Raw genomic sequence first — 26,180 nt, 5'->3', positions numbered from 1 at the left:
AAAACGTGTCAAAAATGACACATTAATTGTCAATTATTACACAACTTCGAATAATTTAATTGACTATTCGAAATTGAAAAAATAAAATTTAAGTAACAGTTTTGAAATAAGATACGATCAAATTAAGTGGGGGGATTATAATTTGCTGCTACTCAATTCGATTTCAAAAGTTATCCAAGCTTTTTCAAGGCTACTTCACGTTGATATTGCTTGTTTTAATCCCGAAGGAAAACTAATAGCCGCAACCGAGGAATATGTACGCCGGAAAGGAAAGAAGGTATATGTTCCTTTTTTTAATTCATTGTATGGGCATCACATTACGTTTCTACATCACCCTGGAAAGATGAATACGTGTGAGGGCTGTCATTTTATAAATAACTGCCCTTCTAAAGCGGAGCTTGTTCAAGATATGATTATTAACGGAAAAAAATATGGCTATTTATCATTTGTTAGCTTCTCTCAGGAAAACGAGAAAATACTTATAGAAAACAAAGAGTACTATGTGGAATGGCTCTCTCGTTTGAAAGAAATCATTATTTCAATTTTACGAGATATTGACGATTTCAAGGTAAATGAAAATAATACTCAAGTAAGCACAAACTACATTTTTGGGAATAGCCAGTCATTTATTCAAATCCAAAACCTAATCAAGAGCATTAGAAATAGTACTTCTTCCGTTTTAATTACAGGGGAAACTGGTACTGGAAAAAGTTTGTTAGCTCAGTATATCCATCAGCACAGTCTTGTCAGTAAGGGAGCATTTGTCGAATTAAACTGCGCTACCATTCCAGAGAATTTATTTGAAAGTGAATTATTTGGATATGAAGAAGGTGCTTTTACGAATGCGAGAAGAAAAGGAAAACAAGGCTATTTCGAACTAGCGGATAATGGAACATTATTTTTAGATGAAATCGCTGATTTGCCTATTAATTTACAGCCAAAACTATTGAAAGTATTGCAGGATGGAATCATTCAGCGTCTTGGAGGAACATCTTCAAAGAAGATCAATGTCCGTCTGATTGCAGCAACGAATCAGTCGTTTGAAGAATTAATGAATGAAAAGTTATTTCGCTCCGATTTATTTTATCGATTGAATGTCATTCCAATTACGATTCCACCATTAAGAGAACGGATGGAGGACGTAGAATTATTAGTAGTGAATTTTATGGAAAAATTACAGGAACGAACAGGTAAGTATATCCATTCCTTTACTGAAGAGTACATGGATATATTAACTTCCTACCACTGGCCAGGAAATTTACGTGAGCTTGAAAATGTAATTGAATATAGTATGAATTTAGAAACTGAAACCGTCTTAACAATAAACTCGCTCCCCCCATATCTTTTGAATAAACGACTTAACATTCAACAAGCAGCGCATGAAGAGGAGCCGGCACTAGTCGAAGCCGAAAGAGAGGTAATTCTCCGAAAGTTGCAGCACTACGGTAATAGCCATAATGGAAAACAAATGGCAGCAAAAGACCTAGGTATTAGCATCCGCACATTATATCGAAAAATAGAAAAACTCCAAATTAGGTCTTAAGTTTCTAAACCATAAAAAAGCGAAGAGCATTTAAATGTGCCCCTCGCTTTTTTCTATCGATGAAAATAACATCATCCACCATCTAACAAAATCAACTGTCCACCCCCACGCGCACAAATGTCTACGAGTGGTGCCTGACACTTTTTTTTACACCTTATTTTTCGCGGCCCAGCTCTACTGCTGTTGTTTTTTCGCTGTTGAATGGCGAAATCCTGAATGATAGGGTGAAGTCTTCGAATTTACAACGGTATTTTTCTAGTTGGTCTTGTCCGCAGGAGTTGCTGCCGAGACCATTTTGTTTGTAATCCAGATTTAAAACAACGTAGTCACGCGGTTTCAAATCAACAGTATGCTTCGCCAGTTCAAGATCGCTGACTTCATAGTGTGATGCACTAAAATCAAACGTATCATTGGCGATAAAAATAAGGCCATTCTTATCGTGATCCGTAAAGCTGACCCAATCACAATCGGAACGGTTGCCGTTTTCTTGCGGTTTCACATAGTTCGTGAACAATTCATCAACCGTTTTTCTGTACACACCTAAGTGATTCGCTTGTTTAGAATCAACATAGCTTTCTCCGGGGCCTCTGCCGCGCCACTGTGTTTGGTCAAAATCTTTGTTTAATTGCAGGTGTAGACCAAGACGCGGAACCATTATAGGCGCGTTTTCCTTCATGCCTGATGCCACTCCGTCAATCTTACAGACAATGTCACCGTCAGGATAGATGCTGTAATGATACTGAAGCTGAAAATACCAAGAGCTGTTTGTTGTGCCGTACAATGCATCTGTATGCCATTCAAACACTCCCTCTTTCAACTCGTAGCGAACATCTTCTACAATCTCATGTCCTAAATGCATGAAATATTTTGTTCGATAATCAGTCACATAGTACATATCATTATCAATCGGCGCACGCCAGAAATTGAACTGCGGCCCCTTCTCAATTTGAATCTTACCGTTACGGGTTACTTCTTTTATAGCCCCTTTGACACAATCAAAGGTTACGGTAAAATCCTTGCCACTAACACTTAACAAGGCACCTTCTTTTGTTACTTGCAGATCGCCATCAACATGTACTTTTGGCAATTTCTCTTTACCCGGGAGTACAAAGGAAGCATTCGCTAACTCATGACCTTTTGCAGCCCATGGTGTATTTTGTTTTAGTGTATAAGAGAACACGAAATAATAATTAGCACCACTAACTTTCTCGATATCTTGTCCTATTGGCAGCTGAAGCTCTGCTGTTTCACGTCCCACAAGCTTCGGAAGTTCAACCGTAAAGGACTCCAGTAGTTTGTCATCCTCAAACAATGAACATGTTAACGCTAAATGATCTAATGAGAGGAAATCATAGCGATTTATAAGTCGGAAAATCCCCTTTTCCAAATCAATACATTCCGTTTGAACCGGCTCAATAACCTTCTTGTATTCAAATAAACTTGGTGACGGTGTACCATCAGGCATCATTAACCCATCGATACAGAAGTTTCCATTCGTAGGATCGTCGCCAAAATCTCCGCCATACCGGTAGTACACAGTTCCATCCTCCGAAACCGTTTCGATCCCATGATCAAACCATTCCCAAATGAAACCGCCTTGAAGCTTATCATACTTGTAAAATAAATCTTGATATTCTTTTAGATTGCCAGGTCCATTTCCCATCGCATGGGCATACTCACAAAGAATATGTGGCTTTTTTGCTTTTTCAATTATTTTATCCATCGTTAGCCGGTCGTCGTGACGCTCGAGCCACGTATACATTGTGCTGTACACATCTGTTACCTCTGCCGCGCGATCTCCTTCATAATGAACAAGACGGGTCGGATCCATTTCCTTCGCTCGTTTGGCCATCGCGCGGAGGTTATGACCAAAGGCCGATTCATTTCCAAGCGACCACATGAGAATACATGGATGGTTTTTATCTCGCTCAATCATCCGTTCAAGACGTGAGACATAAGCCGTTTCCCAGGCAGGATCATCGCTGATCCAATTATATTTTTCTGTCAGCTCAAAGCCATGACATTCTAAATCCGTTTCATCTATCACATACATCCCGTATTGATCACAAAGATCATAAAGAAAATGAGAGTTTGGATAATGAGCTGTACGGATAGCGTTAATATTGTTTTGCTTCATCGTCTTAATATCGCGCTCAATTTCCGCTTTCGTCACCACACGCCCCGTCTTAGGGTTGTAGTCATGACGGTTTACACCCTTCAATTTAATCGCGACTCCATTTACAAGAAAGGTGTCACCAGCCATAACGATTGAGCGGAAGCCGACATACTGTTGAATGACCTCTACAATTTTTCCAGCTTCCATAACTGTCATATAAAGATGATATAAATTTGGCTCTTCCGCACTCCATTTCAATGGTGCGGCTACATATTTGCTAAAAGTTTCGTCTGCCTGTTTTTCCTCGCTAAAAACTCTCTCGCCGTCCGGAGCGACTAATTCATAAACAATCGTTTGTCCGCGCTGCTCTGTGAGCTTAACTGAAACCGATAGTATTGCATTCTGATAGTCACTATCCAGCTCCGTGTTTACGGTATAATCATAGAGGCCAGCTGTCGGTCTCGTATAGAGTTCAACATCTCGAAAAATCCCACTTAGCCACCACATATCCTGATCTTCTAAATAGGTGCCGTCCGACCACTGGAACACACGGACAGTTAAGGTGTTTGAACCTTGGCGACATAGGCTTGTAATATCAAATTCAGCTTGAATACGGGCGCCTTTACTATAGCCTGCAAACTCTCCGTTTACATACACTTCATAGGCTGAATCAACACCATTAAAACTAATTATTAATTGTTCGCCATCAAGGTTTCTCTCTAACTCAAACTCACGACGATAAATGCCTGTTGGGTTTTCCGTTGGTACACGAGGCGGGATAATCGGGAAGTTATACCACAAATCGGAATAATGCATCTTCCCATAACCCTGCAGCTGCCAGTTCCCAGGAACCGTAATATCATCCCAATCCTTTGTATCTAAATCATCTTGATAAAACCCATTTGGCCAATATTCTGGTGCTTCGAGGAAAGTAAATTTCCACGTTCCATTAAGGTTTTTGAAGAAGTGAGCATTGCTCGCTTCTTCCTTTTCTGCCGCCACCCGAGATGGATAGCTGATATAATGAGCACGGGCACTCAAGCGGTTAATTCCATCTGTATGAATGTCTTCCCATCTTTTCAATTTTTTCATCATTCACCCTCGCAATCGGTTATGTTTTTATTCATTCGGTAACTTAGAGACCTTGCCGACTGTCTTGTTCTTCAATCATTACCTCGTTCTCAGCAACAAGAAGCTGACCAAGAATGAGGAATACACTGGATGTCCAGGTAAATGCCGGGTCACGTAGTCCCTCTCCAGTCAGAGCATTATAGTTTTCGGCCATGCCTGATTTCGAAGCCATCGAACAGAATTTACGGGCAACCTCAAGGGCTAATTCCTTTTCGCCTGACTCGAGCAAACCATCAGTGAGCAGCATGGTGGTTGGTGCCCATATCGGCCCCCGCCAATAGCCATCCTCCCGGTAATATGGGCTGTCCGGGAGTTCCGTTGCCAGGCCATATTCTGTTAAAAAGCCCTTATGCGTAATACCCTCAACTAATTTCTCCAATATTTCAGCAGGCAGCCTGTTTCCGAGAATCAGAGGAACATATACTACTAAACTATCTGATTCAATGACCTCATGGGTGCCGGAACGTTTAGCGACAAATCGCTCGCCATTCCAAAAATGGTCAATCATTCTCGTTAACAATGCTTGAGATTCCTGCATCCATTTTGTTGCCTCATCTTTTTTCCCAAGCTTACAGGCTATTTCCGACAATACTTCCATTTGCAGCACTAAGAACGAGGATAGATCCGGACTTTCAACAGGAGTTCCTTTGTGAAAAATCGTGCTATTATCCCAGCCGCTGTCATTTCCGTGATTGTATTGCGGAATCCCATCATCGTCGCTGTCCTGGAATGTCAGCCACCATTTCGTCCATTTCACCAGCGGCTGATAAACCTCTTGCAATTTATCCACGGTAACAAATTCGTTTTGCTCCCACAAACGTCTAAGCGTCCAGCCATGGATGGGCGGTTTCGTGAAGTTCCATAATGCGAACCTGTTATTGATGAAGTCTGGCAGCATTCCCGACTCATCCTGCGCATCAAAAAAGATCATAAACTGATCCCACGCTAGTTCTGGAGAATTTTTTGCTAACGCGATAGCATTGAAGCAGTGGTCCCAACTCCAAATGTTTGTCATCCAGTTTTTCGACATGTACATGGCTGGCCTTGATAGTTTTCCTTCAGGAGAAACGACGCAGGACCACGTAATATAGGAAGCCAGTTCTTTCCCTCTAGTAAACTCTTTAGGAGTCTCAAGTGTGTGCTCATACCACGACTCGTATTCTTTTTTAACGATTTCATGTCCTTCTGAAAAAGTAGCATAGGAACGGGTTTGATAAACGGTAGTAAACTCTTCCAATACACATTCCATTTCCGAAAGCTGTGACTCTGGTAGAAAATCAGCAATGATTTTCTCACAGCGCTGTTCGTTGAAAGGGGCATCCATTTCAATCCGCCCTTTTACAGCCGTAAGCATATAGCGCATTTCCTGAAGCGAATGATTGACCTCCCAGCGCTTCTCTTCTACAGGAACAGCGTAATCATAAGCACCGGTAATACCCGTCAGCCTCACCCCTACTCCCTGGCTTCTTATTTGTAAAACACGAGCTTCTCCTATACAAAATTCTACAAACCCTTCTTCAGCTTCAAGCCGGAGAATGCTCGGACTTAATACCGAATTATAGGGCAGAGATTTCCCCTCACTAATGAGATCAATCCGAAACACCGCACCAAAATCGTTATCCCCGTTCCGGATGTTACGAATGTAAAGCGCACCATCGCCGTCCTTTTGATGATTGGGTGAAATCGTAATAAAAGAACCGTAACGACTGAAGGGGATTTTTTTTATATCAAACATAAGATCACTTCTCTTTCAACATTCATTTGTCATCTCACCTTGACTACTTGTTCGAAATTCCTGATCCGTTTCGAAAAATTTCGGTCTGATTACATAGGCAAAATAAACATATCCGAGGAGGAGGAGCAAGCTAGCCAGCAAAAATGGAAGCGTATAGTTTTTACCAGCTAAGATCGCACCAATCATGAAGGCTGCGAATGCGGAACCAATGCTGCGGAACACCGCTCTCGTCCCGGCATACAAATCGCGTTCTTCATCCTTGAACGAGGACATCGACAAGCTGTCAACCAGGTTTGTCAGCATCGTAAAAACCCCGCCTCTTATGAGTAAAAGGCCCGAAAAGAAAAAGGCTGGAAGGTTCAGAAATAAAATAAAACAGAGAATCATATTTACAAAATAAATGTAGAAAAACGTCTTTTTCGTGCCGAAACGGTCTATCAGTGCCGGCGAAAAGACGGAACCAATAAACAATGCCAGGCCATTTAAAGCAAGCAGGATTGACACAGCCTCATTCGAGAAATCAAAGCGAAACTTGATAAATAAATTTAAATAAGGCTGCAAGCAGGATACCGCTCCGCCTGTAATTAGGGCGAATACCGCAAAAAACAGTAATTTTTGCGACAGTTTACGGGATAGCTTGCCTTTTGTTTGAGAAAGCTCCTTCCGTTCAGGTCTAGTTCCCTCTTTCTGTTCCCTATCCGTCAGACGTAAAGTTTCCCTCCGCTTCTCAGACGGCAGCAGGCCTCCCCTTACACATGCTAATAATAGAAATAAAATCGAGGTGGCTATTAATGTGTTGTGGTAGCCCCTCCCAGAAAGCTCAATCCAATTTGGCAAAAAACCCCCAAGCAATGTTCCCGCACCGTTAAAGGCGGTAAAGACAGCGAATAAAAAGCTGTACGCCTGAGTTTCTTCCCTCTTTGAACGGCTATAATGGAACAACAGCTGTATTTCCGTCGTTTCCACGAGGGTCAGACCAATAGATACGATAAATTGAGCCAAAAAAAAGAACACAAAGCTTTCCGCAAACGCAAAAACGCTGCATCCAATGGCAATGCTCGCAATCCCTGAAACCAGCAGCTTTTTTCGACCGGTTTTTTTAGCCAAGATACTCACAGGTATCGCAAAAATCCCCATTACTAAAATCCCCATTGATGTGATAAAGCCAATTTGCTTTTCGGAAATACCCATTTCAATAAAATGAAGATTCAAGATCAAGGTAAACATTCCTATGCTCAGCCCGTACAGTGCTTCAGTGGCCAAAAAACGCTTCACACCTGACGGCAAAGATAGAAATGGTAATGACTGTATCATAGATGTTTCAACCTTTCAAAAAGATGCGGGTTTTAATCCTCAACATAAAACTAAATGGATGAACCTAAATTCACCCATTCGCTATGATTATTTCAAACCTGTTGTTTGCACACCTTCGACAATTTTCTTTTGTGCCAAGAAGAACAATATAAGAGGAACAATACTAATTAAGAAAGTTACGGCCATAATCCCATTCGTATCTACATCATGAACACCTTTGAATTGTGCCAAACCGAGGGTCAACGTATATTTACTTTGGTCATTTAAGAAAATCAATGGTCCTAAATAGTCATTCCAGCTTCCTAATATATTGAATACGGCAATTAAAACAATCACTGGCCATACTAATGGTAAATAAATTTTATAATAAATTTGGAACACATTTGCTCCGTCTATTCTTGCCGCTTCATCCAATTCTTTCGGAATCGACATGATGAATTGACGCAATAAGAAGATATAAAAGGCGGAACCGAACCACGAAGGAACGATTAATGCCTTCAACGTATTAATCCAGCCAAATAAATTAAATTCCATATATTGTGGAATCATTGTTACATCCCACGGGATCATCATTGTCGCGAGCAAAATAATAAATAGGAAATCACGCCCTTTAAATTTAAACCGGGCAAACCCATAAGCAACGAGAGTAGAGGAAATGATTTGTCCAATTGTCGTAAGCGCCGTTACGATCAAACTATTAACTAAGAAAAGATTAAATGGCTGACTGTTCCATGCCTTTGAAAAGTTTTCGAAATGCCATTTAGAAGGAAAAAGTTTTGGCGGAAATTGACTAAGCTCTTCTGGCCCTTTTAGTGATGTCATAACCATCCAAAAAAATGGCAAGAGAAATAAAAGCGATAGGGCAATTAGCAAGCCATACACAAAACTTTTTTGTAACCTCTTTTTACCTTTCATTCGATGGGCACCTCCATTTCTCTTTTATTTTTCACTTTTCACTTCATTTTCGTAATATACCCACATACTGGACGATTTGAATACAAGCATGGTTAGGGCTAATACAATAAGGAACATAATCCATGCATTTGCAGATGAATAACCCATTTTGAAATACTTAAAAGCATTTTCGTATACATACATCGCATAAAAATACGTCGACTGAAGTGGTCCTCCGCCCGTTAATACGAGCGCTAAAGTCAGCGTTTGAAACGCACCGATAATCGTCATAATCAAATTAAAAAGAATGGTGGGTGATAATAATGGCACAGTAATTTTGAAGAACTGATAAATTTTCCCCGCCCCATCAATTTCCGCTGCCTCGTATAAATCTAGGGGAATATTTTTCAATCCTGCTAAAAAGATCAGCATCATGGTTCCTTGACCCCATAAACTGGCAATGACCATCGCAACAAGCGCCCAGTTCATACTATTTAACCAATCTGGCCCGTCAATTCCAATTAAGGAAAGTAAGTAGTTCAATATTCCGTATTCTCCATCGAAAACACTTCCCCAGATCATCGCTAAAGCAACACCGGAAATGACAGAGGGAACATAGAAAAACGTTCGGAACAGGGAGCTTCCCTTTACCTTTTGGTGTAATAAAATTGCAAGCAATAAAGCAAGAATAATGTTTAATGGAACAAAAAAAAGAGCAAACTTCACAGTGACCCATAAGGAATGCCAAAACAGTGGGTCATCAGTAAACATGGTGATATAGTTGGAAAATCCAATAAATTTCTTCTCTCCCACAATCGGCCAATCAAAAAAACTAATAACAAATGAAAACAGTAACGGTCCAAGTGTGAATACGACAAAACCAATGATCCACGGTGAGACAAATAAATAAGGAATAAGTTTACTCCATTGTTTTTTCCTCTTAATTTGGAGTGATGAAGGTGCTAGATTAACGCTTAAGCCCGATTTCATAAATACCTCCTCCTGCCATTTTTCTAAAGGCCCTACACCACTATTGAATGTAGAGCCCTAACACCTTTCTATTTAGCTAAATATTTCTCGGAATCTTTCACTGCTTTATCAAACAATGGCTTCCCATCTTGTCCAATCATGACAGCATTAATGGCAGCAGACAGGTTACGATTTATTTCATTCCAATTTCTATTCATTAAAAACGCAGGTGTGTTTGTGGCATTTTCTAACATTGTATAAAATGGCTTATATAATGGATCTTCGTTAACTTTCGTTTCTTCGACAATACTCTTACGGACAGGCAAATCTGCTGTTCTCATCTTGATTGCTTGTTCAGAAGAGTAAAATTTCACAAACTTCCATGCTAAGTCCTTTTGCTTTGAATCCTTAGCAATGGAAATTGACGATGATGAGATTAATCCTTTAACAGGCTTGGAACCAAATGAAGGAATCATGGCTGTTCCGAAATCAACTTTTGCATCTTTATAGCCTTGAATTGGCCAAATCCCATTTATTAGCATTCCAAGTTTGTTGGCTTTGAAAATAGCACTAGCACTTTGTTGATTTTTGCCACCCGTTGAAACAGCGATTCCGTCTTTCACCATATCGCCATACATTTGAATCGCTTCAACCGTTTCAGGACTATTCATTGCCCCATCAATTTTCTTTCCGTCATCACTGATAAAGCTTCCACCATTACTCCAAACCAAACCTTGTAAATCATACGTATCAGGCTCAGACGTTACAGCAAACCCATATTGTTTTTTGCTTTTATCCGTTAACTTCTTTGCAGTCTCTTTAAATTCATCCCATGTCCAACCTTCTTTTGGATAAGGAATCTGGTATTGATCAAAAAGCTTTTTATTGTAATACACGACCATGGTCGAAAAACCTGCAGGCATTCCATATAGTTTTCCGTCCACTTTTGAATAGTTAAACAAACCATCATAAAAATCGTCCATTTTAATATCAGGATCTTTCTTTACATATCCGTCCAATGGTTCAAGTGATTGATTATAAGTAGTAAAGTCCCACATATACATAACATCAGGGGGATTTTTTGCTCCGAATGAGGCGGCGATCTTTTGATCAAATCCATCTCCGTAAGCCTCAACCTGCACTTTTACATCTTTATTTTCTTTTTCAAAGGCTTTAGCAATATCCTGCTGGATTTTCAATGTGTCCCCTGTATCCCAAGTGGCAAAGCGTAATACGGTTTTTCCATCCTTTTTCCCATCTCCGGATGTATTATTTGAGCTACATGCACTCATTATGATGACAACTACTGCTAAAAGCAGCGAAAACCACATTTTCTTTTTCTTCATAGGACCCCTCTTTTCGTCAATTTTCTTATTATTAAAAATTTAACCGCTTTCATTTTAGCTTGTATGAAAGCGGTTAAACACTTCTATTTGTTTTAGATTTCGTGTATTTTTACCTTACTTTTATTTTTTATCGTCATTTTGTTAGCTGATCGTCGTCTTTTTGTTGGATTCGATAATAGGATGGCGGAAAACCAGTACACCGTTTAAACCACTTACTAAAATATTTGGCATCTTGAATTCCAATCTGCTCACCAATCTCTTGAATGTTCACGCTGGATCCATTTAATAACTGTTTGGAAAGCTGGAGTCGTTTCTTTTCGATAAACGAATGGACACTATCACCCATTTTTTTCTTAAATAAGGTACTTAAGTGACTCCTACTCATTCCCACTTCTTCAGCAATGTCTGATACTGTCATAGGGTTTGATAAATTTCTTACGATATACTCCACTGCTTGGAGAATTACCATTGGATAATGATGCAAGAGCCCTTCCTTTCGTTGGGCATGATGGAAACCCCTCACTGATTTCATCCATTCTTCCTTTCCAGATAACGGACCTGCATGAATCCAATTTAAGTCTGGATGTGCCACGCTTGTTTCTGTTAAATGGGCTAAAAATTCCTGATGAAAAGACTCGTCAATAAAGAAGTAGGTCAAATTTGTTCCAAATGTTAAAGCGACAAATTTAGTTGACTGATGAAAAATCTCCTGACCAGATGGAGGCATGTTCTGAACGAAATAGGCAAAATACGGATCATTCATCCATTTCCATTTATCGCTGAAGAGCTCTTCTAACCGTTGTTCGAAGTCATTTTTATACCCGCTAAGCCATAATAGAAAACATTCCTGGAATCCAGGAAAAACCGTATCCACTTTTTTCGGCGTTTCCAGAATTTCTTTTTGAAAAGTAGTTAAAAAATGATTTAGTTCTTGATCATCAAATACCGTTTTTAATAAATATCCAGAGGCTCCTAGCTTTAATCCTGCTTGTGCATACTCAAAATCCTTATGACAACTGAGCAAGAGAATTTTCGTTTTGGGTGCGTGGGCTTTTACTTTCCGTGAAAACTCTAGTCCACCCTCCTCTGGCATGACGATATCGGTAATGACAATGTCAGGTTGATGGTTCAAAAATTCCTCCCAACCCCGTTTTCCATTCGGGGCATCCGCGACCACGGTCATCCCGAACTTTTCCCAATCGACTGTTGCTCTTAACCCTCGGCGAACAATCGTATCATCATCGACAATTAATACTTTAATGGTTGCCATTTTCATCATATTGATCTACCCACCTTATTGGCCAAGTTATTAAAATGGTTGTTCCTTTACCAACCACTGAATCAGTGTTAATCAAAAAGTCCTTCCCATAATGGATATAAAACTTCTGATATACATTGTATAATCCGATTCCACCCCGTACTTTCTCATTTGGCCTCGTAAATAATGTTTTTAGCTTTTCCTGGGGTATTCCTTTCCCATTATCCTTTATGACGAGCTGAAAATATCTATTGTTCTCAGTAAACTCTAAGTCAATATTTCCTGTCCCATCCTCAAAAGCATGGAAAAAAATATTTTCGAGCATTGGCTGTAACGTCATCCTTGGAATCAACCCTCGTTCAAGCTTCTCGTTCATTTTCAAGGACACGTGAAAGTTGGGCCCATACCTTAATTCTTGAATAGCAAAGAAATGCTGAATCGACTGTAACTCTTCTTTTAAAGAAATCAAATCTATATTGAAATTTAAGTTCCCTTCTAGAACTTTCGTTAAATGTAAAAGCATTTTTCCAATCTCTTCATTCCCATCCAATCGAGCTTTCCACTGAATGGTATTCAGCGTGTTAAAAAGCAAGTGCGGGTTAATTTGGTAATGAATCGCTTTCATTTCCGCTTCTCGCTTTGTTGATTCTTTCTCCCTTACTTCTTCCATTAATTGTTTTATTTTTTCCACCATCCGATTAAAGTGCAAGCCAAGTTTCCCAATTTCATCCTTTGTATGGACGGACAACTTTCCATCAAATATCCCCTGGCTCACTTCATCAATGGCAAATTTCAACTTCAAAATTCCTTTTGTAAACTGATTGGAAAAAACATAGGAAAGCATCAGGGCAAGTATAAAGGCAATCAAAATCCCGATCGAAACCATTTTAAATATCACTCGAGAAGATTGATAAAACTCCTCTCGGGGTACGCGAATTTCAAATTCCCAATTATTGATTCTTGTGTGTTCCATCCAAATAATGTCGTCCTTCCGATTTTCCTCGACACTTTTCGTATGATAGAGCAGTTGACCTATTTCATTTCGAATCGTGATTCTTGAATGGAGATCCTGCTCCAATACCTTCATTAAATCGAATAAATCGTCTATATCCGTTTCGATTAAAAGATAACTATTGTTTAATACACCGTAAGAGAACTTCAATGGAACGATTAAACCAAGAACATGATGGGAAGTATTGTTTTTATAATAGGACGGTTGGTAAATACCAATTTCCGAGTCTCCACTCCAAAAGGTCCGCTTCCAGATATCCTGTTTTTTAAATTGTTTCACATTAAAATCATAATCTCCGTAGTAAAAGTCCGACGATGTAATGACATAAATCCCGCGGATGTTCGACTTTTTATGAGCCTGCAAAAGCCGCTCTAAATTATTCGCTTCTTTGAAGTCGGAATACGTTTGCGGCTCCTGATGCTGTAAATTAACGGATGTGCTATCTGCTAAATATTGTTGAATTTCAGCAGCGCTATAATACATATCCTCCAATATTTGATCGAGCTGTGTTTTAATCTTTTCGCCAGCAAAATGATTATAGTTTGATAGCTTTCCATTCACCACTTTCGCCGATTGTTCATATGCAATAATCCCTAATGTTAACATCGGAATCAACGCCACTACCAAAAACATAATAAACAGTCTTTTTTGTGTACTAAGATTAAGCATAAACATCCTATGTTCCCCCACCCAAGTTGGCTTATCCCCTTTATGAAAACAATACTCGATTCATATAATTAAGAAAAGTATAATTTTATTACCATCGGGTGTCAGGCACTGTCCGTGGACAAATCGAGTTAATTTATCCGCCACACCCTCCGCTTACCGGAGACAATTCATGAGTGCAAGCAGGCAATTCATATAACGTTATCCCTTCTGAAGAGAAGCTAAAGGGAACCATTCGGGCAATGACGTACGAAGCATCTGTAGCATTTTCTTCGTGAAAAGGCACCAGCCCCCTGCGTCTACGCAAGGGGCTAATAAAATAGGTGTCAGGCACCACAGAAATACATTTGTCCATATCCAGTGGACACTTCTTTGGTGCCTGACACCCTTTGTAATCCTACCTACTTATTTACCTATTTAACGATGCCTAACACGATAAATCCCTGCTTTACCAGCCCCGGCTTGCACCACCGCCACCTGATGAGCCGCCACCACCACCGCGGGAACCACCGCCTCCTCCTCTGCCGCCACCCCGGGACAGAATGGATAGGAGAAGATACGTAAGCGTTCCGCCGAAGAACTTAAAGTCAAGAAACACGACGACAAGAACGATAATGATGAGCAACCATGAAGGAATCCCAATCCCTTTTTCCTTTGGTGGCGTCTGCTCGGCACTCTTTACACCATATTCAGCGAGGACCTCTTTCGCCAGCACCTTATAGGTTTCAACCACCGCTTTATCCGGTTGTTGATTCTTCAGATAAGGAATGGCATATTCATCAAGGATCCGACCAGCCTTAGCATCGGGAATTCTGCCCTCAAGCCCATATCCTACTTCAATTCTTGCTTTACGTTCTTTCATCGATAATACGAGCAAGACTCCATTGTTTTCCTTTTTACTCCCGATACCGTATTTCCGAAACGCATCAATTGAAAATTCCTCAATCGTTTTGTCTCCGATTGTTGGGACTATTAATACGGCAACCTGCGCTGTTGTTTGATCTTCGATGTTTCTGCCTAAATTAATTAACTCCGCTTTCTCAGTTTCGTTTAACACTTGGGCAAAATCTTGAACATAAATGTCTCCCACCGGAGCAGGAATTTGAACATCCTCAGCAAGTGCATTTGCTGCACACAGAAAAAAGGTGAAAAACACCAGAAGAAAGCTGAAGACCCGTCTCACGTTCATCACCCATTGCCTCCAAAGTCAACCTGTGGAACTTGCTGTGCTTTAGGATCAGCCTTAAAATATTCCTTTTCATTAAACCCAGCCATTCTTGCTATTATCGCCCCTGGAAATTGCTTTACTTTTTTGTTATAAAGCGCAACCTGATCATTGTAGTCTTTTCGAGCTACAGCGATTCTGTTTTCCGTACCGGCAAGCTCATCCATTAATTGAGCAAACTGGCGATCTGCTTTTAAGTTAGGATAATTTTCAACCACTACGAGCAAACGGCTTAACGCATTCGATAGATCTGCGTTCGCAGTTGCCTCTTCTCCTGGCGTTTTTGCCCCGGCAAGTCTTGCACGAGCATCAGAAATCGAGGTAATTACTTCTTTTTCATGGGAGGCATAGCCCTTCACCGTATTTACTAAGTTTGGAATTAAATCCAGCCTTCTTTGCAGCTGATTTTCAATCTGTGCATAAGACTGTTTCACATTTTCTTCGGAACTGACAAAGTTGTTATAGCTGGACATAAGCATCAGGCCAAAAACAACAACTACAGCAATCACAATTACGATTCCAATTAAACCTTTTTTCAACATAACCACGCTCCTTTCTCACCTATAGTATATATCACTTTAAAAATTTGTTCCGTTTTTAACTCAATAAATCAAACACTTGCTAAGTTTTAAATCAACGGTATGGTTTAGCTGCCAATCACATACTGCTGATATTTCTCAAAATCATTCAAATTACATTCCACGGTTAACTTTGTGCCATGATCATCGTAGCTTGTCGATAATACATTAGCATTCTCGTTAAGGTAGGAAACTAACCGGCCCAGTTCAAAAGGAATCAGCATATCACAATGAATTTGATCTTTAAAAATCCGCTCGCTAATCATCGCGGCTAACTCATTCATTCCGACCTCTTGTTTTGCCGAAAGATACAGACTTCCATCCTTCAGTGTTGGGATTTCCATATCGACTAAATCCGCTTTATTATAAGCGTAAATGACAGGGACATTATCAATTCCAATCTCTTTTAACGTTTGATTGGTTACGTTGATTAGTTTTTGATAATGTGGACTTGAAAAATCTACGACGTGAATCAGTAAATCGGCCGTTGCTGCTTCCTCAAGCGTCGACCGGAAGGCTTTAACGAGATGGTGCGGGAGTTTATCGACAAAGCCAACTGTATCAGATAGCAAAAATGGCTGGTGATTAGACAGTTTTATTTTTCTAACGGATGTATCAAGGGTGGCGAATAACATGTCTTTCTCAAATACTTGTTTGTTGAATGATTGATGAGACCTTCGTAGCATCACATTCATAATTGTTGATTTGCCTGCATTCGTATACCCGACTAAGGAAACAAGAGGGACCCCGCTATTCTTGCGTTGATTGCGCTGTGTTTCCCGCTGCGAGACGAGCACCTCTAATTCCTTATTCAAAGCAGTGATTTTTTCTTCAATTTTTCTACGATCGAGTTCTAATTTGGTTTCACCGGCTCCTCTATTTTTTAAACCAACACCCCCGCCTTGACGTCCTAACGATTCCCGCTGACCAACAATCCTTGGGAGCATATACTTGAGGTGAGCCACTTCCACCTGGAGCTGTGACTCTCTCGTTTTCGCCCGAGATGCGAATATATCTAAAATCAACATCGTCCGGTCCATAACTTTACTTCCGAGCTCTTCCTCAAGATTCCGGATTTGCGTGGCCGATAACTCATCATTAAAAATGACTAAATCAGCATTTGTCTGCTCAAGAAGCTGGAGCGTTTCTTCGATTTTTCCTGTCCCGATATAATGAGTTTTATTAATGCGGCTTAAATTTTGCGTGACCTCAGCAACAGCCTCGATATGACAAGCCGCAGCCAAATTTTCCAATTCCTTCATTGAATAGGAAAAGTCAGCTTGATGCTTGATGTTGACACCCACTAAAAGCGCTTTTTGTTTTTCTCTCATGGTTAATATCCCCCATTCTTTTTTAGCGATAGGAATGTATTACTTTCCTATCAAGCATAAGTGCACAAAGGAAAGCTTCGCCTTAAGGCTCGCCACTCAGCGAGCTTTCTTTAAAAAAGAACAAAAAAACACAGACTTTTCTGCCTGTGCTAAAGTAAATGGAAAATAGCTAAAAATACCCGATAATGGATAAACCTTATCTGGCTTGGTTGTGGGCTCCGGTTGAAAATACCTAACACCCTTTCTATAGAACGAAAGAAGTGAAAAAGGCATTTCACAAATCAATCATTTATTTTTAAAGACAGCAAAAAAGAGGATAGACTCGGTCCCTCTTTTTTACATACCGTAAAAATAAAGGTTTCCCTAAAAATCGGCAGACCAATCCCATTTACTCTGCACAATAGGCAGAGACTTGAACGTTATTCAATTAACGGTTCAAAGTTTGGAATCGCAATCTGCAAAAATACACAGGGAAAACCTCCATTTCGCTATAGTTACGATAATCATAACATATATTTTTTGGTAATCAATGGATTTTTTCGAATTTTTCCAAATCAAGAAAAACCCCCTTTGATAATGAATAATCCACTACCAAAAGGGGTTTCTCATATTCGCCTTGTCCTCTCCACGCGGACAAATGTCCACGAGTGGTGCCTGACACCCTATTTTAACATCTTATTTTTTCTTCGCGTGTTTACGCATGTCGAAGGCTACTGCGACGACGATTATTAGGCCTTTGACGATATATTGAATATATGGGCTTACGCCAAGGAAGGCAAGCCCGTAGTTGATGATTTGAAAAATGAGAACCCCGGTTACAACTCCCGGTACAGTTCCAATCCCACCTGACAACGAAACACCACCGACAACGCAGGCGGCAATGGCATCAAGTTCGTACATGTTTCCTGTATTGTTTGTCGCACTGCCGACACGACCAGCTTCAAGGGTACCTGAGAAACCATATAATAGCCCAGCAATCATGTAAATAATAATAATGTTTCTTGCAACGTTAACACCGGAAACCTTTGCTGCTTCTGGGTTACCGCCAATCGCATACATATTCTTACCAAGCTGTGTTTTGTTCCAAATCACCCAAATAATAACAGTTGTTATAATGGCATATATAACGAGATAAGGAATTTCATACGAGCCAACTGGAATGCCACGTTGGGCAAAATTTGTAAATTTTTCGCTTAATCCACCGATTGGCTGTGCACCATATGGCGGCCGATCAAAGTAAATAGAAGTTAAACCATAAACACCGATCATCATTCCTAATGTGGCAATGAAAGGCGGCACATGTAATTTTGATACAACTATACCATTTAATGTAGCAATTAATCCTGTTGCCGCCATCGCAACTAATATCGGAACAAATAGCGGTAAGTCTGGCAAATTGGGATACATTTTATAAGCATAATCGGTTGCTTGTAAAAGTGATGCAGAAATAACCGCCGCAAGTCCAACCATCCGTCCAGCTGAAAGGTCAGTACCCGCCGTAATTAAGATACCCGCCACCCCAAGGGCAATAATAATCCGTGACGATGATTGACTTAGGATATTTATTAAATTCGTCATCGATAAAAAGTCTGGGGAAGCAATGACAATCCCAACAACAAGCAGGATTAATACTACATAAATAACATTATCAACAAGCCATTTTGAAACATTGGATTTTTTGGATGCCTGTGTATTCATTTGCCTCTCCTCCTAATACAAAGCTGCTAATCGCATGATTTCTTCTTGAGATGTTTCCCGAGTTTCAACGATTCCAGCTGCTCTTCCGTTACTCATTACTAAGATTCGGTCTGTTACACCCAACAGTTCAGGCATTTCGGAAGAAATCATAATAATTCCTTTACCGTCCGCTGCTAATTGGTTAATTAATTGATATATCTCGAACTTCGCCCCAACATCAATTCCCCTTGTTGGTTCGTCAAGCAATAAAATATCCGGTGTTGTCAGCAGCCAGCGTCCAATAATAACCTTCTGTTGGTTACCACCTGACAGACTTCCAATCAGCGTTTTTTGTGAAGGTGTTTTTACCTGCATTGATTCAATCACCCATTGGGTATCGTCGGCCACTTTGCGATTAGATAAGAACCCACTTTTTGTTTTATATTGCTTCATATTAGAAATAATAGAGTTAAAACTAACACTTAAATCTGGGAATATACCCGTTGATCTTCTTTCTTCGGTAACAAGCGCAAAGCCGTTTTTGATGGCCTGCTGCGGCGAATGATTTTTTATCACCTTGCCATTCAGTTCAATCGTTCCTGATTTTAACGCTCTAATCCCAAATAATGCTTCTACTACTTCCGTACGTTTTGAACCAACCAAGCCAGCAATGCCCAGGATTTCGCCTTTTCTAAGCTCAAAGTTCACATTTGAAAAAGAAGGCTGTGTCTCGGCCGTCAAGTCAGATACTTTTAATATGATATCTTCCGGCTTGTTGACTTTAGCAGGAAATCGCTGTGATAAGTCACGTCCAACCATTAGCTTGATGATTTCATCGGTCGTTAGCTCGTTTGAACTTTTCGTCGCAATATACTGACCGTCACGCATGATCGTCACTTCGTCAGAAATCTTCAGGATTTCCTCCATTTTGTGGGAGATGTAAATAATCGCTACATTCTCACTCTGGAGCCTTCTGATGATTTTGAACAAATGGTCTACTTCATTCTCAGTTAGGGAAGAAGTTGGTTCATCCATAACGATAATTTTCGATCCATAAGAGACTGCCTTAGCAATTTCCACCATCTGCATTTCTGAAACGGATAGCGTACTAACCTTACTTCGCGGATCCACGTTGATATCAAGACTTTTAAAAATCGCGACAGTATCCTGATACATTTTCTTTTCATCGATAAAAATACTCTTTTTCGGATAACGGCCCAGCCAAATATTATCCATAACATTTTGCTGCCTAACCTGGTTCAGTTCCTGATGCACCATGGAAACACCGTTTTCAAGCGCCTGTTTCGAATTAGTAAAGGCCACTTCTTTTCCTTCAAAAAGAATTTTGCCTTCATCCATCGAATAAATACCAAACAAGCATTTCATTAACGTCGATTTCCCTGCGCCATTTTCACCCATTAAGGCGTGTACCGAACCAGCCTTCACTTTGAGTGAAACATTATTAAGAGCGATAACACCAGGAAATCGTTTGGTTATATTTTGCATTTCAAGTAAATTGGTTGTACTAGCTTCAGACATGAGCGAACCTCCTCGCTTTACCATTTAAAAAAATATGAGACATGGATAAACCGCCTCATATTGATGGGAAAATTTCTTTCCATTTGGAACGGTGTCCGGCTCCAAAGGGGGTACAACCTTGAAGCCATGCCCCGAACGAAGGAAAAGCAGGAGCTTTTCCTTTGTTCGAGGAGCGCCTAGAGGCCGGAAATTTCCAGCCCCCGGACGGGCGCTTCCACTTTTCTTATTTATAAGCATCCCTACCGACTTGGATGTTGTCCTTTGTTACTTCCACGTAAGGAACACGAACCGCTTTTTTATCATCAAGCTTCCACGATGTTCCGTCTAATACGTCTTTACCTTTTGCTGCATTTGCCGCAAGTTCAACCGTTGCTTTACCTTGGTTTTTCGCGTCATTCAAGACAGTACCAACCATTTTTCCTTTTTCAATCATTTCAAGAGCTTCTGGAATCGCGTCAACACCGACAACTGGCATGAATTTGTCACCAGAGAAGTATCCTGCTTTTTCAAGCGAAGAAATTGCTCCTAAAGCCATTCCATCGTTGTTGGCAATAACGAATTCAATTTTGTCACTGTATTTCGCTAACCAAGCATCCATTTTTTCAGTTGCTTTTGTTGCATCCCACATTGCAGTATCCAATGCTAATTCATCCACCTGGATACCTTTTGCTTTGATTGTGTCGATAGCAAATTTCGTACGAGCTTCAGCATCTGGGTGTCCCGGCTCACCTTTTAATAATACGTATTGAAGTTTGCCATCTTTGTTTTTGTCCCATTTATCTTTGTTAGCTTCCCAAGCTTTTGCGATTAACTCACCTTGGATCACACCAGATTCTGATGAAGTTGTTCCGACATAGTAAGCTTTGTCATAGCCTGCTAAAACACTTGCATCCGGCTCTTTGTTAAAGAAGATAACGGGAATACCTTTTGGTTTGGCCTTGTCGATAATCGTTTGAGCCGATTTTGGATCAACAAGATTGATAGCTAAGGATTTTGCACCTTTGGCAATTAATGTGTCGACTTGCTCAATTTGTTTTGCTTGGTCATTTTGTGAATCATTCAGCATAAGATCAACTTTATCTTTTGCTGAAGTTTGCATGGCACGACGAACGTAAGACATAAAGTTATCATCAAATTTGTAAATCGTTGCACCAACGCGTGGAAGGTCACCGTCTTTACCTTTTCCAGAATCTGTACCGCCAGTGGAACTGCTGCAGCCTGTAGCTAATAAAATACTAGTTGCAACGGTTAAAGATAGAATTAGCCCTTTTTTCTTCTTAAGCATGTAATCATTCTCCTTTTACTTTTTAGTAAAGATCTTGATAATCGGCTTCTATCATGCTTCGCTCAGCCATCATGAAAGCCCTTACAACTATGTTAGCACGCTAAGATTTCATGCAATAGTTCAAAAGAATAGCATATTATTGTGAATTTCTAGATTATATTGCAACTGTTATGTAACAATACATTGTGCTAATGGAATAAAATAAGACCAAAACGCGAAGCGATTTGGTCTTATTGGAGTATATTAAGTTATCAACCTACTAGCTTACAGTTGCCCGGCGAAATTCAGTTGGTGATAAGCCTGTATGCTTTTTAAACACACGACTAAAATAGTTTGGATCTTTGTAGCCAACAGAATAGCATATTTCCTTTAAGCTTTTTCCCTGGTCGACCATTTCCGCTTTAGCATGTTTAATTCTTATTTCCGTCAAATAATCAATAAAGGTCATCCCAAATCGATCTTTAAATAATTTGCTAAAATAAAACGGACTAAGTTCTACATATTCCGCCACCAATTCCAGTGTAATCGAATCAGCATAATGATCCTCGATATACTCCTTTGCCTTATGAAGCATACCCTTTGCGTGCTGGTTCCGCCACACCTGAACATGCTGAACGACCGCCAACAAATGGGACCTCCCCTTCTCAAAAATCATCATACTATCGTCCAATTCCTCGATAGCAGGTGTTCGCTCATAGCTGATACCCAGTTCATGAAGCATCCGGGAAATGAGAATAAACAATTCATCAAATGACTTTTTTACCATAGGTGATTGTACATTTTTATTAACGGCATGATTCGATACAAACGAATCAAAATAATACAAGACCTGGTTAACATCTCCCTGACGAACCGCATCTAACAATTTTTTTTCCATCTCAAGAACTCCAGATGGAGAAGGCGTTTCTGCAGCTCCCTGCTTGACGCCAAATAAATACTTTCGATTTGGCATTTTTATGAGCTCGTTTAAGGTCAAAAGCGCTTCATGATAGGATTTATTTAGCTCATGGGCATGATTATAGGGGAGACCAATGCCAATTCTTAATTCCCCGTTGAATGATTCCTTATAAAAAAGGCTGACCATGCTATCAATGATAGCCTGTGCACTTGCTCTAAAATTGACCTTTTCTGTTGTCTTTTTGCAAAGGAATAACACCGGAGCTTGTGATTCTGTTAAAGGCCCAATCATGACTTCGTGCTTTTTAACAACAGATTTTAGGACTTCCTTCAGCCACATGTACCAGTTTTGTTTTTCACTTATGGAAGGCTCAGCATTACCTTCCTGTAGAAGGGAAAACAGCATAATATAGCCGGATGTAATTTCTACCCCTAATAGCTGGCCCCATTCATCAAAGGTAATATCCTGAACTTGGTTCACTAATAACGATGAAACCCATTCTTTTTGGGCAATCGAAACAGCTCGGTCGAGGTTTTCTTTCAAGCTTCGCTGCTCATCTCTCTGTTTACGTTCCTCATAGATTTCACCTGTAACACGCTCTAGTGCCGCAAGAATATCTTGTTTTCTACTCGGTTTTAAGATATATTCCTTGACTCCCTGTTGCATCACTTCTTTGGCATATTCGAATGTGTTAAAGGCAGAAACCATGATAAAGCGAATGCCGAGGCCGACTTTTTTGATAGCTTTAACAGCTTGAACACCATCAATTCCTGGCATTTTTATATCCATAAAAATAATGTCAGGCTGATGTTCTTGGGCCATTTCAATTGCTTTTCTTCCGTTAGGGGCTTCGCCAATCACCAAAACGTCTTGCACAGAGCCGTTAATAATTCGGGTTAATGCTTTTCGTTCAAGGACCTCATCATCAACAATTAAAATTTTCAACAAGCTCATTGCCCCCTTTTACTGTCTCAGGAATCGTCAACCTGAAATTTGTTCCCTTATTTAATTCTGATTCGATTTCAACAATGTCGTTTCTATGATAAAAAAGCTGTAGCCTTCTAATTACATTCTTCACTCCTATACCTATCGATTGACCTATTCCTTGTTCAGTTTCGTACCCCTCTGTTGGTTCCGTTCCGTCTACATAATTAAGTAATTTTTTCTTAGTGGTCTCATCCATTCCGGCCCCGTTGTCAATGACTTCTACATGAATCCGGTCATTTTGCCGGTATATTCGCAAACGAATCAGCGCATTTTCTTCATACGATTCCACCCCATGAATGAAGGCGTTTTCAATTATTGGCTGAAGGATTAAACTGGGAATCTCACTATCTAAACAATCCTCCTGTATGTCTGTTGCGAATTGAATCCTCTCTCCAAATCGTGTTTGTTGGATAAAGAAATACTCTTTCACAATCCGCACTTCTTCCCTAAGGGTCGAGGCCTTATTAAAATCACTGAGGTTGTAGCGGAGGATGGCTGCCACTGCTTCTATTAACCTTGATGTCTGTTCTGCTTCTTCCAAATAGGCCATTTTCGAAACCGTATTCAATGTGTTAAATAGGAAATGAGGATTGATTTGGTTCTGTAAGCTCCTTAACTCCAATTCTTTTAAAAGCTTATCTAACTCCGATTTCTGCTTAATTTCCGTTACGAGCTGCCTCAGGTTCGTGCGCATTTGGTTGAAGGTTTCTGTTAATGGTTTTAATTCGTCTTTTGTTGTTATTTTAATATCTTCTCCCGCTAAGTTCCCTTTGGAAATCTCCTTAGCCGCCCTTGATAACAGGCTGATTGGTTTAGTAATCCCGCCAGAAATCCATAAGGCTAATAAGGTACTAAGAAAAAACGCTGCCGCAAATAGGGAAATCGACATAAGTTTGTAATAATGATTTTGCATTTCCATTTGATTATAAAACTTTTGATAGTCTGTCAGTTTATTATTTAACAAGGCAAGTGTGCTTTCTTGAAGAAAAGCCGCGATTTTCAACACCTCATTAAATTGATTAGAGTATTGATTAATATCATCCTTTTGAAAAGCCCCTAGTGTCGCATCACTTGCATCCAGAAAGCTATCAATCATATTTTTATAATTTGTAAGAGTAATATCATTCGTACTAATGACTTTATTCAGTCGCTTTTGGTCCTTGATTATCTTGACCTTTTCTTTTCGATAGTCTTTCAGGTAGGATTCGTCCTTATCTAAAATATAGGCATGCAGCTTTTCCGTAATTAAATTGGTTCGTTGCGAGATATCATTTAATAACAAAAAGCGTTCAAAGCTATCATCATATTCAATGACAAGTTTTTCACTGCTGTTATAAAAAACCAGCCCGACGGAGGTTAATAACACCACGAGAACGATGAAATAAAGAAGTAATTTCGATCTGATTCGAAATAACATCAACGATTAACCCCCAATCTGTCCTGATTACTTACGGGTAAATCCCCTACTCTTAAAATTCGCGTATCTGTGTGGACGATAGGAGGTACTTTTTGGCCTTCAATTAAATCAATCATCATTTTCACGGCTTTGTATCCCATTTCAAATGGCTCCTGAACAACAGTTGCCTTGATGGTCCCCTTCCGCATGTAATTGATCGTTTCCGGAAGTGTGTCGAATCCAACAATGTACACTTGATCTTGTTTTTTATATTTCTCGACCACCTGGGCAATCCCAATTCCATCTAGGGCACTCGTCCCAAAAAAGGCGTTGACCTCGGGATGGTCTTGCAGGATTTTGTATGCTTTTTCGGCGGCTTTCACCCTACTAATTTCGGATTCTTCCACATCGACGATCTGAATTCCCTTTTCTGCCATTACGGCATCCCGAAATCCCTTCACCCTCTGTATTTGATGGTTCTTAATGAAACTCCCCGTTATAATCGCAACATTGGCTTGTCCTTTTGTATCAGCAATCAAAGCCTTTCCGGCTAAGAATCCAGAATAATAATTATCGGTACCAATGTAGGCGATACGCTTGCTGTTTGCTGCATCCGTATCAACAGTGATAACAGGGATTCCCTTCTCTACAACCCGATTGATTAACGGCGTAAATTGTTCATCACTCAATCCCTGTGTCATAATTCCGTCCACTTTTGATGCCGCCGACATTTCAATGGTCTTTAAGTGATCTTCAATATTGGCTTGCTTCGGCCCAACATACTCCAGCATGATATGATAATCTTTAGCGGCTGCCCTTGCCCCTTTCTCAACCAATCTCCAATACTCATTATCGAGCTCCTCAGGAACCAGCATAAAATGATAATTATACTTTTCTATCTTTTTCTCTTCTTTAGGCAGATGATGGGTAACTACCTTATATCCATAAAAACCTGCAAAAGAGCAACTCACAAGAAAAAATATAATACCAAATGTATATGCCGTGATCGACAACCTGCTCATAAAATCTCTCCAACCCCTCATCATATGTAACCGTTACCATTCCAGATAAAAACATTATACGTAACATCCAAAAATTCAACAACGTCATTTTAGTGAAAATGGTGGCAAACGGGAACGGTGTGGGAACGGTGTCAGGCACCACAAAAAGACATTCGTCCACCACAGAAGGACACTACTCTATACATACACGCAAATATAAAAAAAACCAGGCATCCGCCCGGTCCTCGTTTAATTAATGAATATCGAATAAATTTTACT

The 26,180-nt window shown here is 40.0% G+C and carries 19 protein-coding genes; 1 reads left to right on the top strand and 18 read right to left on the bottom strand.

Going from position 1 to position 26,180, the window contains the following annotated elements; all coding sequences use genetic code 11:
- Positions 1-142: 142 nt before the first annotated feature.
- Positions 143-1,543 (top strand): sigma-54 interaction domain-containing protein, encoded by a 1,401-nt coding sequence (locus tag M5A78_RS15180; RefSeq protein WP_248736119.1) that lies wholly within the window; start codon positions 143-145, stop codon positions 1,541-1,543.
- 154 nt (positions 1,544-1,697) lie between these two features.
- On the opposite strand, the gene ebgA is transcribed toward M5A78_RS15180, so the two are convergent.
- From ebgA to M5A78_RS15090, 18 genes are all read right to left on the bottom strand, one after another.
- Positions 1,698-4,754, bottom strand: coding sequence for a beta-galactosidase subunit alpha (gene ebgA / locus M5A78_RS15175; protein WP_248736118.1), 3,057 nt, complete (start codon positions 4,752-4,754; stop codon positions 1,698-1,700).
- Positions 4,755-4,794: 40 nt separating this feature from the next.
- Complete coding sequence (locus M5A78_RS15170) at positions 4,795-6,525, bottom strand: amylo-alpha-1,6-glucosidase (RefSeq protein WP_248736117.1); 1,731 nt, start codon at positions 6,523-6,525, stop codon at positions 4,795-4,797.
- A gap of 15 nt (positions 6,526-6,540) precedes the next feature.
- Entirely contained in the window at positions 6,541-7,839 is a 1,299-nt protein-coding gene (locus M5A78_RS15165) for an MFS transporter (protein WP_248736116.1), read from the bottom strand.
- A gap of 87 nt (positions 7,840-7,926) precedes the next feature.
- Positions 7,927-8,754 carry a carbohydrate ABC transporter permease gene (locus tag M5A78_RS15160; RefSeq protein ID WP_248736115.1) on the bottom strand — a complete coding sequence of 276 codons (828 nt, stop codon included), beginning with the start codon at positions 8,752-8,754 and terminating at the stop codon, positions 7,927-7,929.
- A gap of 24 nt (positions 8,755-8,778) precedes the next feature.
- Positions 8,779-9,723, bottom strand: coding sequence for a carbohydrate ABC transporter permease (locus tag M5A78_RS15155; protein WP_248736114.1), 945 nt, complete (start codon positions 9,721-9,723; stop codon positions 8,779-8,781).
- Positions 9,724-9,791: 68 nt separating this feature from the next.
- Positions 9,792-11,048: an ABC transporter substrate-binding protein gene (locus M5A78_RS15150; protein WP_248736113.1), complete on the bottom strand. Its 1,257-nt coding sequence runs from the start codon at positions 11,046-11,048 to the stop codon at positions 9,792-9,794.
- 133 nt (positions 11,049-11,181) lie between these two features.
- Positions 11,182-12,327: a response regulator transcription factor gene (locus M5A78_RS15145; protein ID WP_248736112.1), complete on the bottom strand. Its 1,146-nt coding sequence runs from the start codon at positions 12,325-12,327 to the stop codon at positions 11,182-11,184.
- Entirely contained in the window at positions 12,305-13,993 is a 1,689-nt protein-coding gene (locus M5A78_RS15140) for a sensor histidine kinase (protein ID WP_248736111.1), read from the bottom strand. Before M5A78_RS15140 ends, M5A78_RS15145 begins: the two co-directional genes overlap by 23 nt.
- Positions 13,994-14,120: 127 nt before the next feature.
- A complete protein-coding gene (locus M5A78_RS15135; protein WP_248736110.1) occupies positions 14,121-14,270 on the bottom strand; it encodes a hypothetical protein in 150 nt (49 codons plus the stop codon).
- Between the two features lie 162 nt (positions 14,271-14,432).
- Positions 14,433-15,173: a TPM domain-containing protein gene (locus M5A78_RS15130; protein ID WP_248736109.1), complete on the bottom strand. Its 741-nt coding sequence runs from the start codon at positions 15,171-15,173 to the stop codon at positions 14,433-14,435.
- Positions 15,173-15,751, bottom strand: a complete 579-nt coding sequence (locus M5A78_RS15125) for a LemA family protein (protein WP_406603705.1) — start codon at positions 15,749-15,751, stop codon at positions 15,173-15,175. The genes M5A78_RS15130 and M5A78_RS15125 overlap by 1 nt, the downstream gene beginning before the upstream one ends.
- Positions 15,752-15,855: 104 nt before the next feature.
- Positions 15,856-17,118 (bottom strand): GTPase HflX, encoded by a 1,263-nt coding sequence (gene hflX, locus M5A78_RS15120; RefSeq protein ID WP_248736108.1) that lies wholly within the window; start codon positions 17,116-17,118, stop codon positions 15,856-15,858.
- A 675-nt stretch (positions 17,119-17,793) separates the two neighbouring features.
- Positions 17,794-18,816 (bottom strand): galactose/methyl galactoside ABC transporter permease MglC, encoded by a 1,023-nt coding sequence (mglC, locus tag M5A78_RS15115; RefSeq protein ID WP_248736107.1) that lies wholly within the window; start codon positions 18,814-18,816, stop codon positions 17,794-17,796.
- A gap of 12 nt (positions 18,817-18,828) precedes the next feature.
- Positions 18,829-20,334 carry a galactose/methyl galactoside ABC transporter ATP-binding protein MglA gene (gene mglA, locus M5A78_RS15110; protein ID WP_248736106.1) on the bottom strand — a complete coding sequence of 502 codons (1,506 nt, stop codon included), beginning with the start codon at positions 20,332-20,334 and terminating at the stop codon, positions 18,829-18,831.
- 223 nt (positions 20,335-20,557) lie between these two features.
- Positions 20,558-21,619, bottom strand: coding sequence for a galactose/glucose ABC transporter substrate-binding protein MglB (gene mglB / locus M5A78_RS15105; protein ID WP_248736105.1), 1,062 nt, complete (start codon positions 21,617-21,619; stop codon positions 20,558-20,560).
- 259 nt (positions 21,620-21,878) lie between these two features.
- On the bottom strand, positions 21,879-23,471 hold the full coding sequence (locus tag M5A78_RS15100) for a response regulator (protein WP_248736104.1): 1,593 nt from the start codon (positions 23,469-23,471) through the stop codon (positions 21,879-21,881).
- Positions 23,443-24,921 carry a sensor histidine kinase gene (locus tag M5A78_RS15095; RefSeq protein ID WP_248736136.1) on the bottom strand — a complete coding sequence of 493 codons (1,479 nt, stop codon included), beginning with the start codon at positions 24,919-24,921 and terminating at the stop codon, positions 23,443-23,445. Before M5A78_RS15095 ends, M5A78_RS15100 begins: the two co-directional genes overlap by 29 nt.
- On the bottom strand, positions 24,921-25,922 hold the full coding sequence (locus M5A78_RS15090) for a sugar-binding protein (RefSeq protein ID WP_248736103.1): 1,002 nt from the start codon (positions 25,920-25,922) through the stop codon (positions 24,921-24,923). The genes M5A78_RS15095 and M5A78_RS15090 overlap by 1 nt, the downstream gene beginning before the upstream one ends.
- Between the last annotated feature and the right edge of the window lie 258 nt (positions 25,923-26,180).

The organism is Neobacillus rhizosphaerae, assembly GCF_937468385.1.
Taxonomy (GTDB): Bacteria; Bacillota; Bacilli; order Bacillales; family Cytobacillaceae; genus Neobacillus; species Neobacillus rhizosphaerae.
This window is presented reverse-complemented; position numbering and strand designations above follow the sequence as displayed.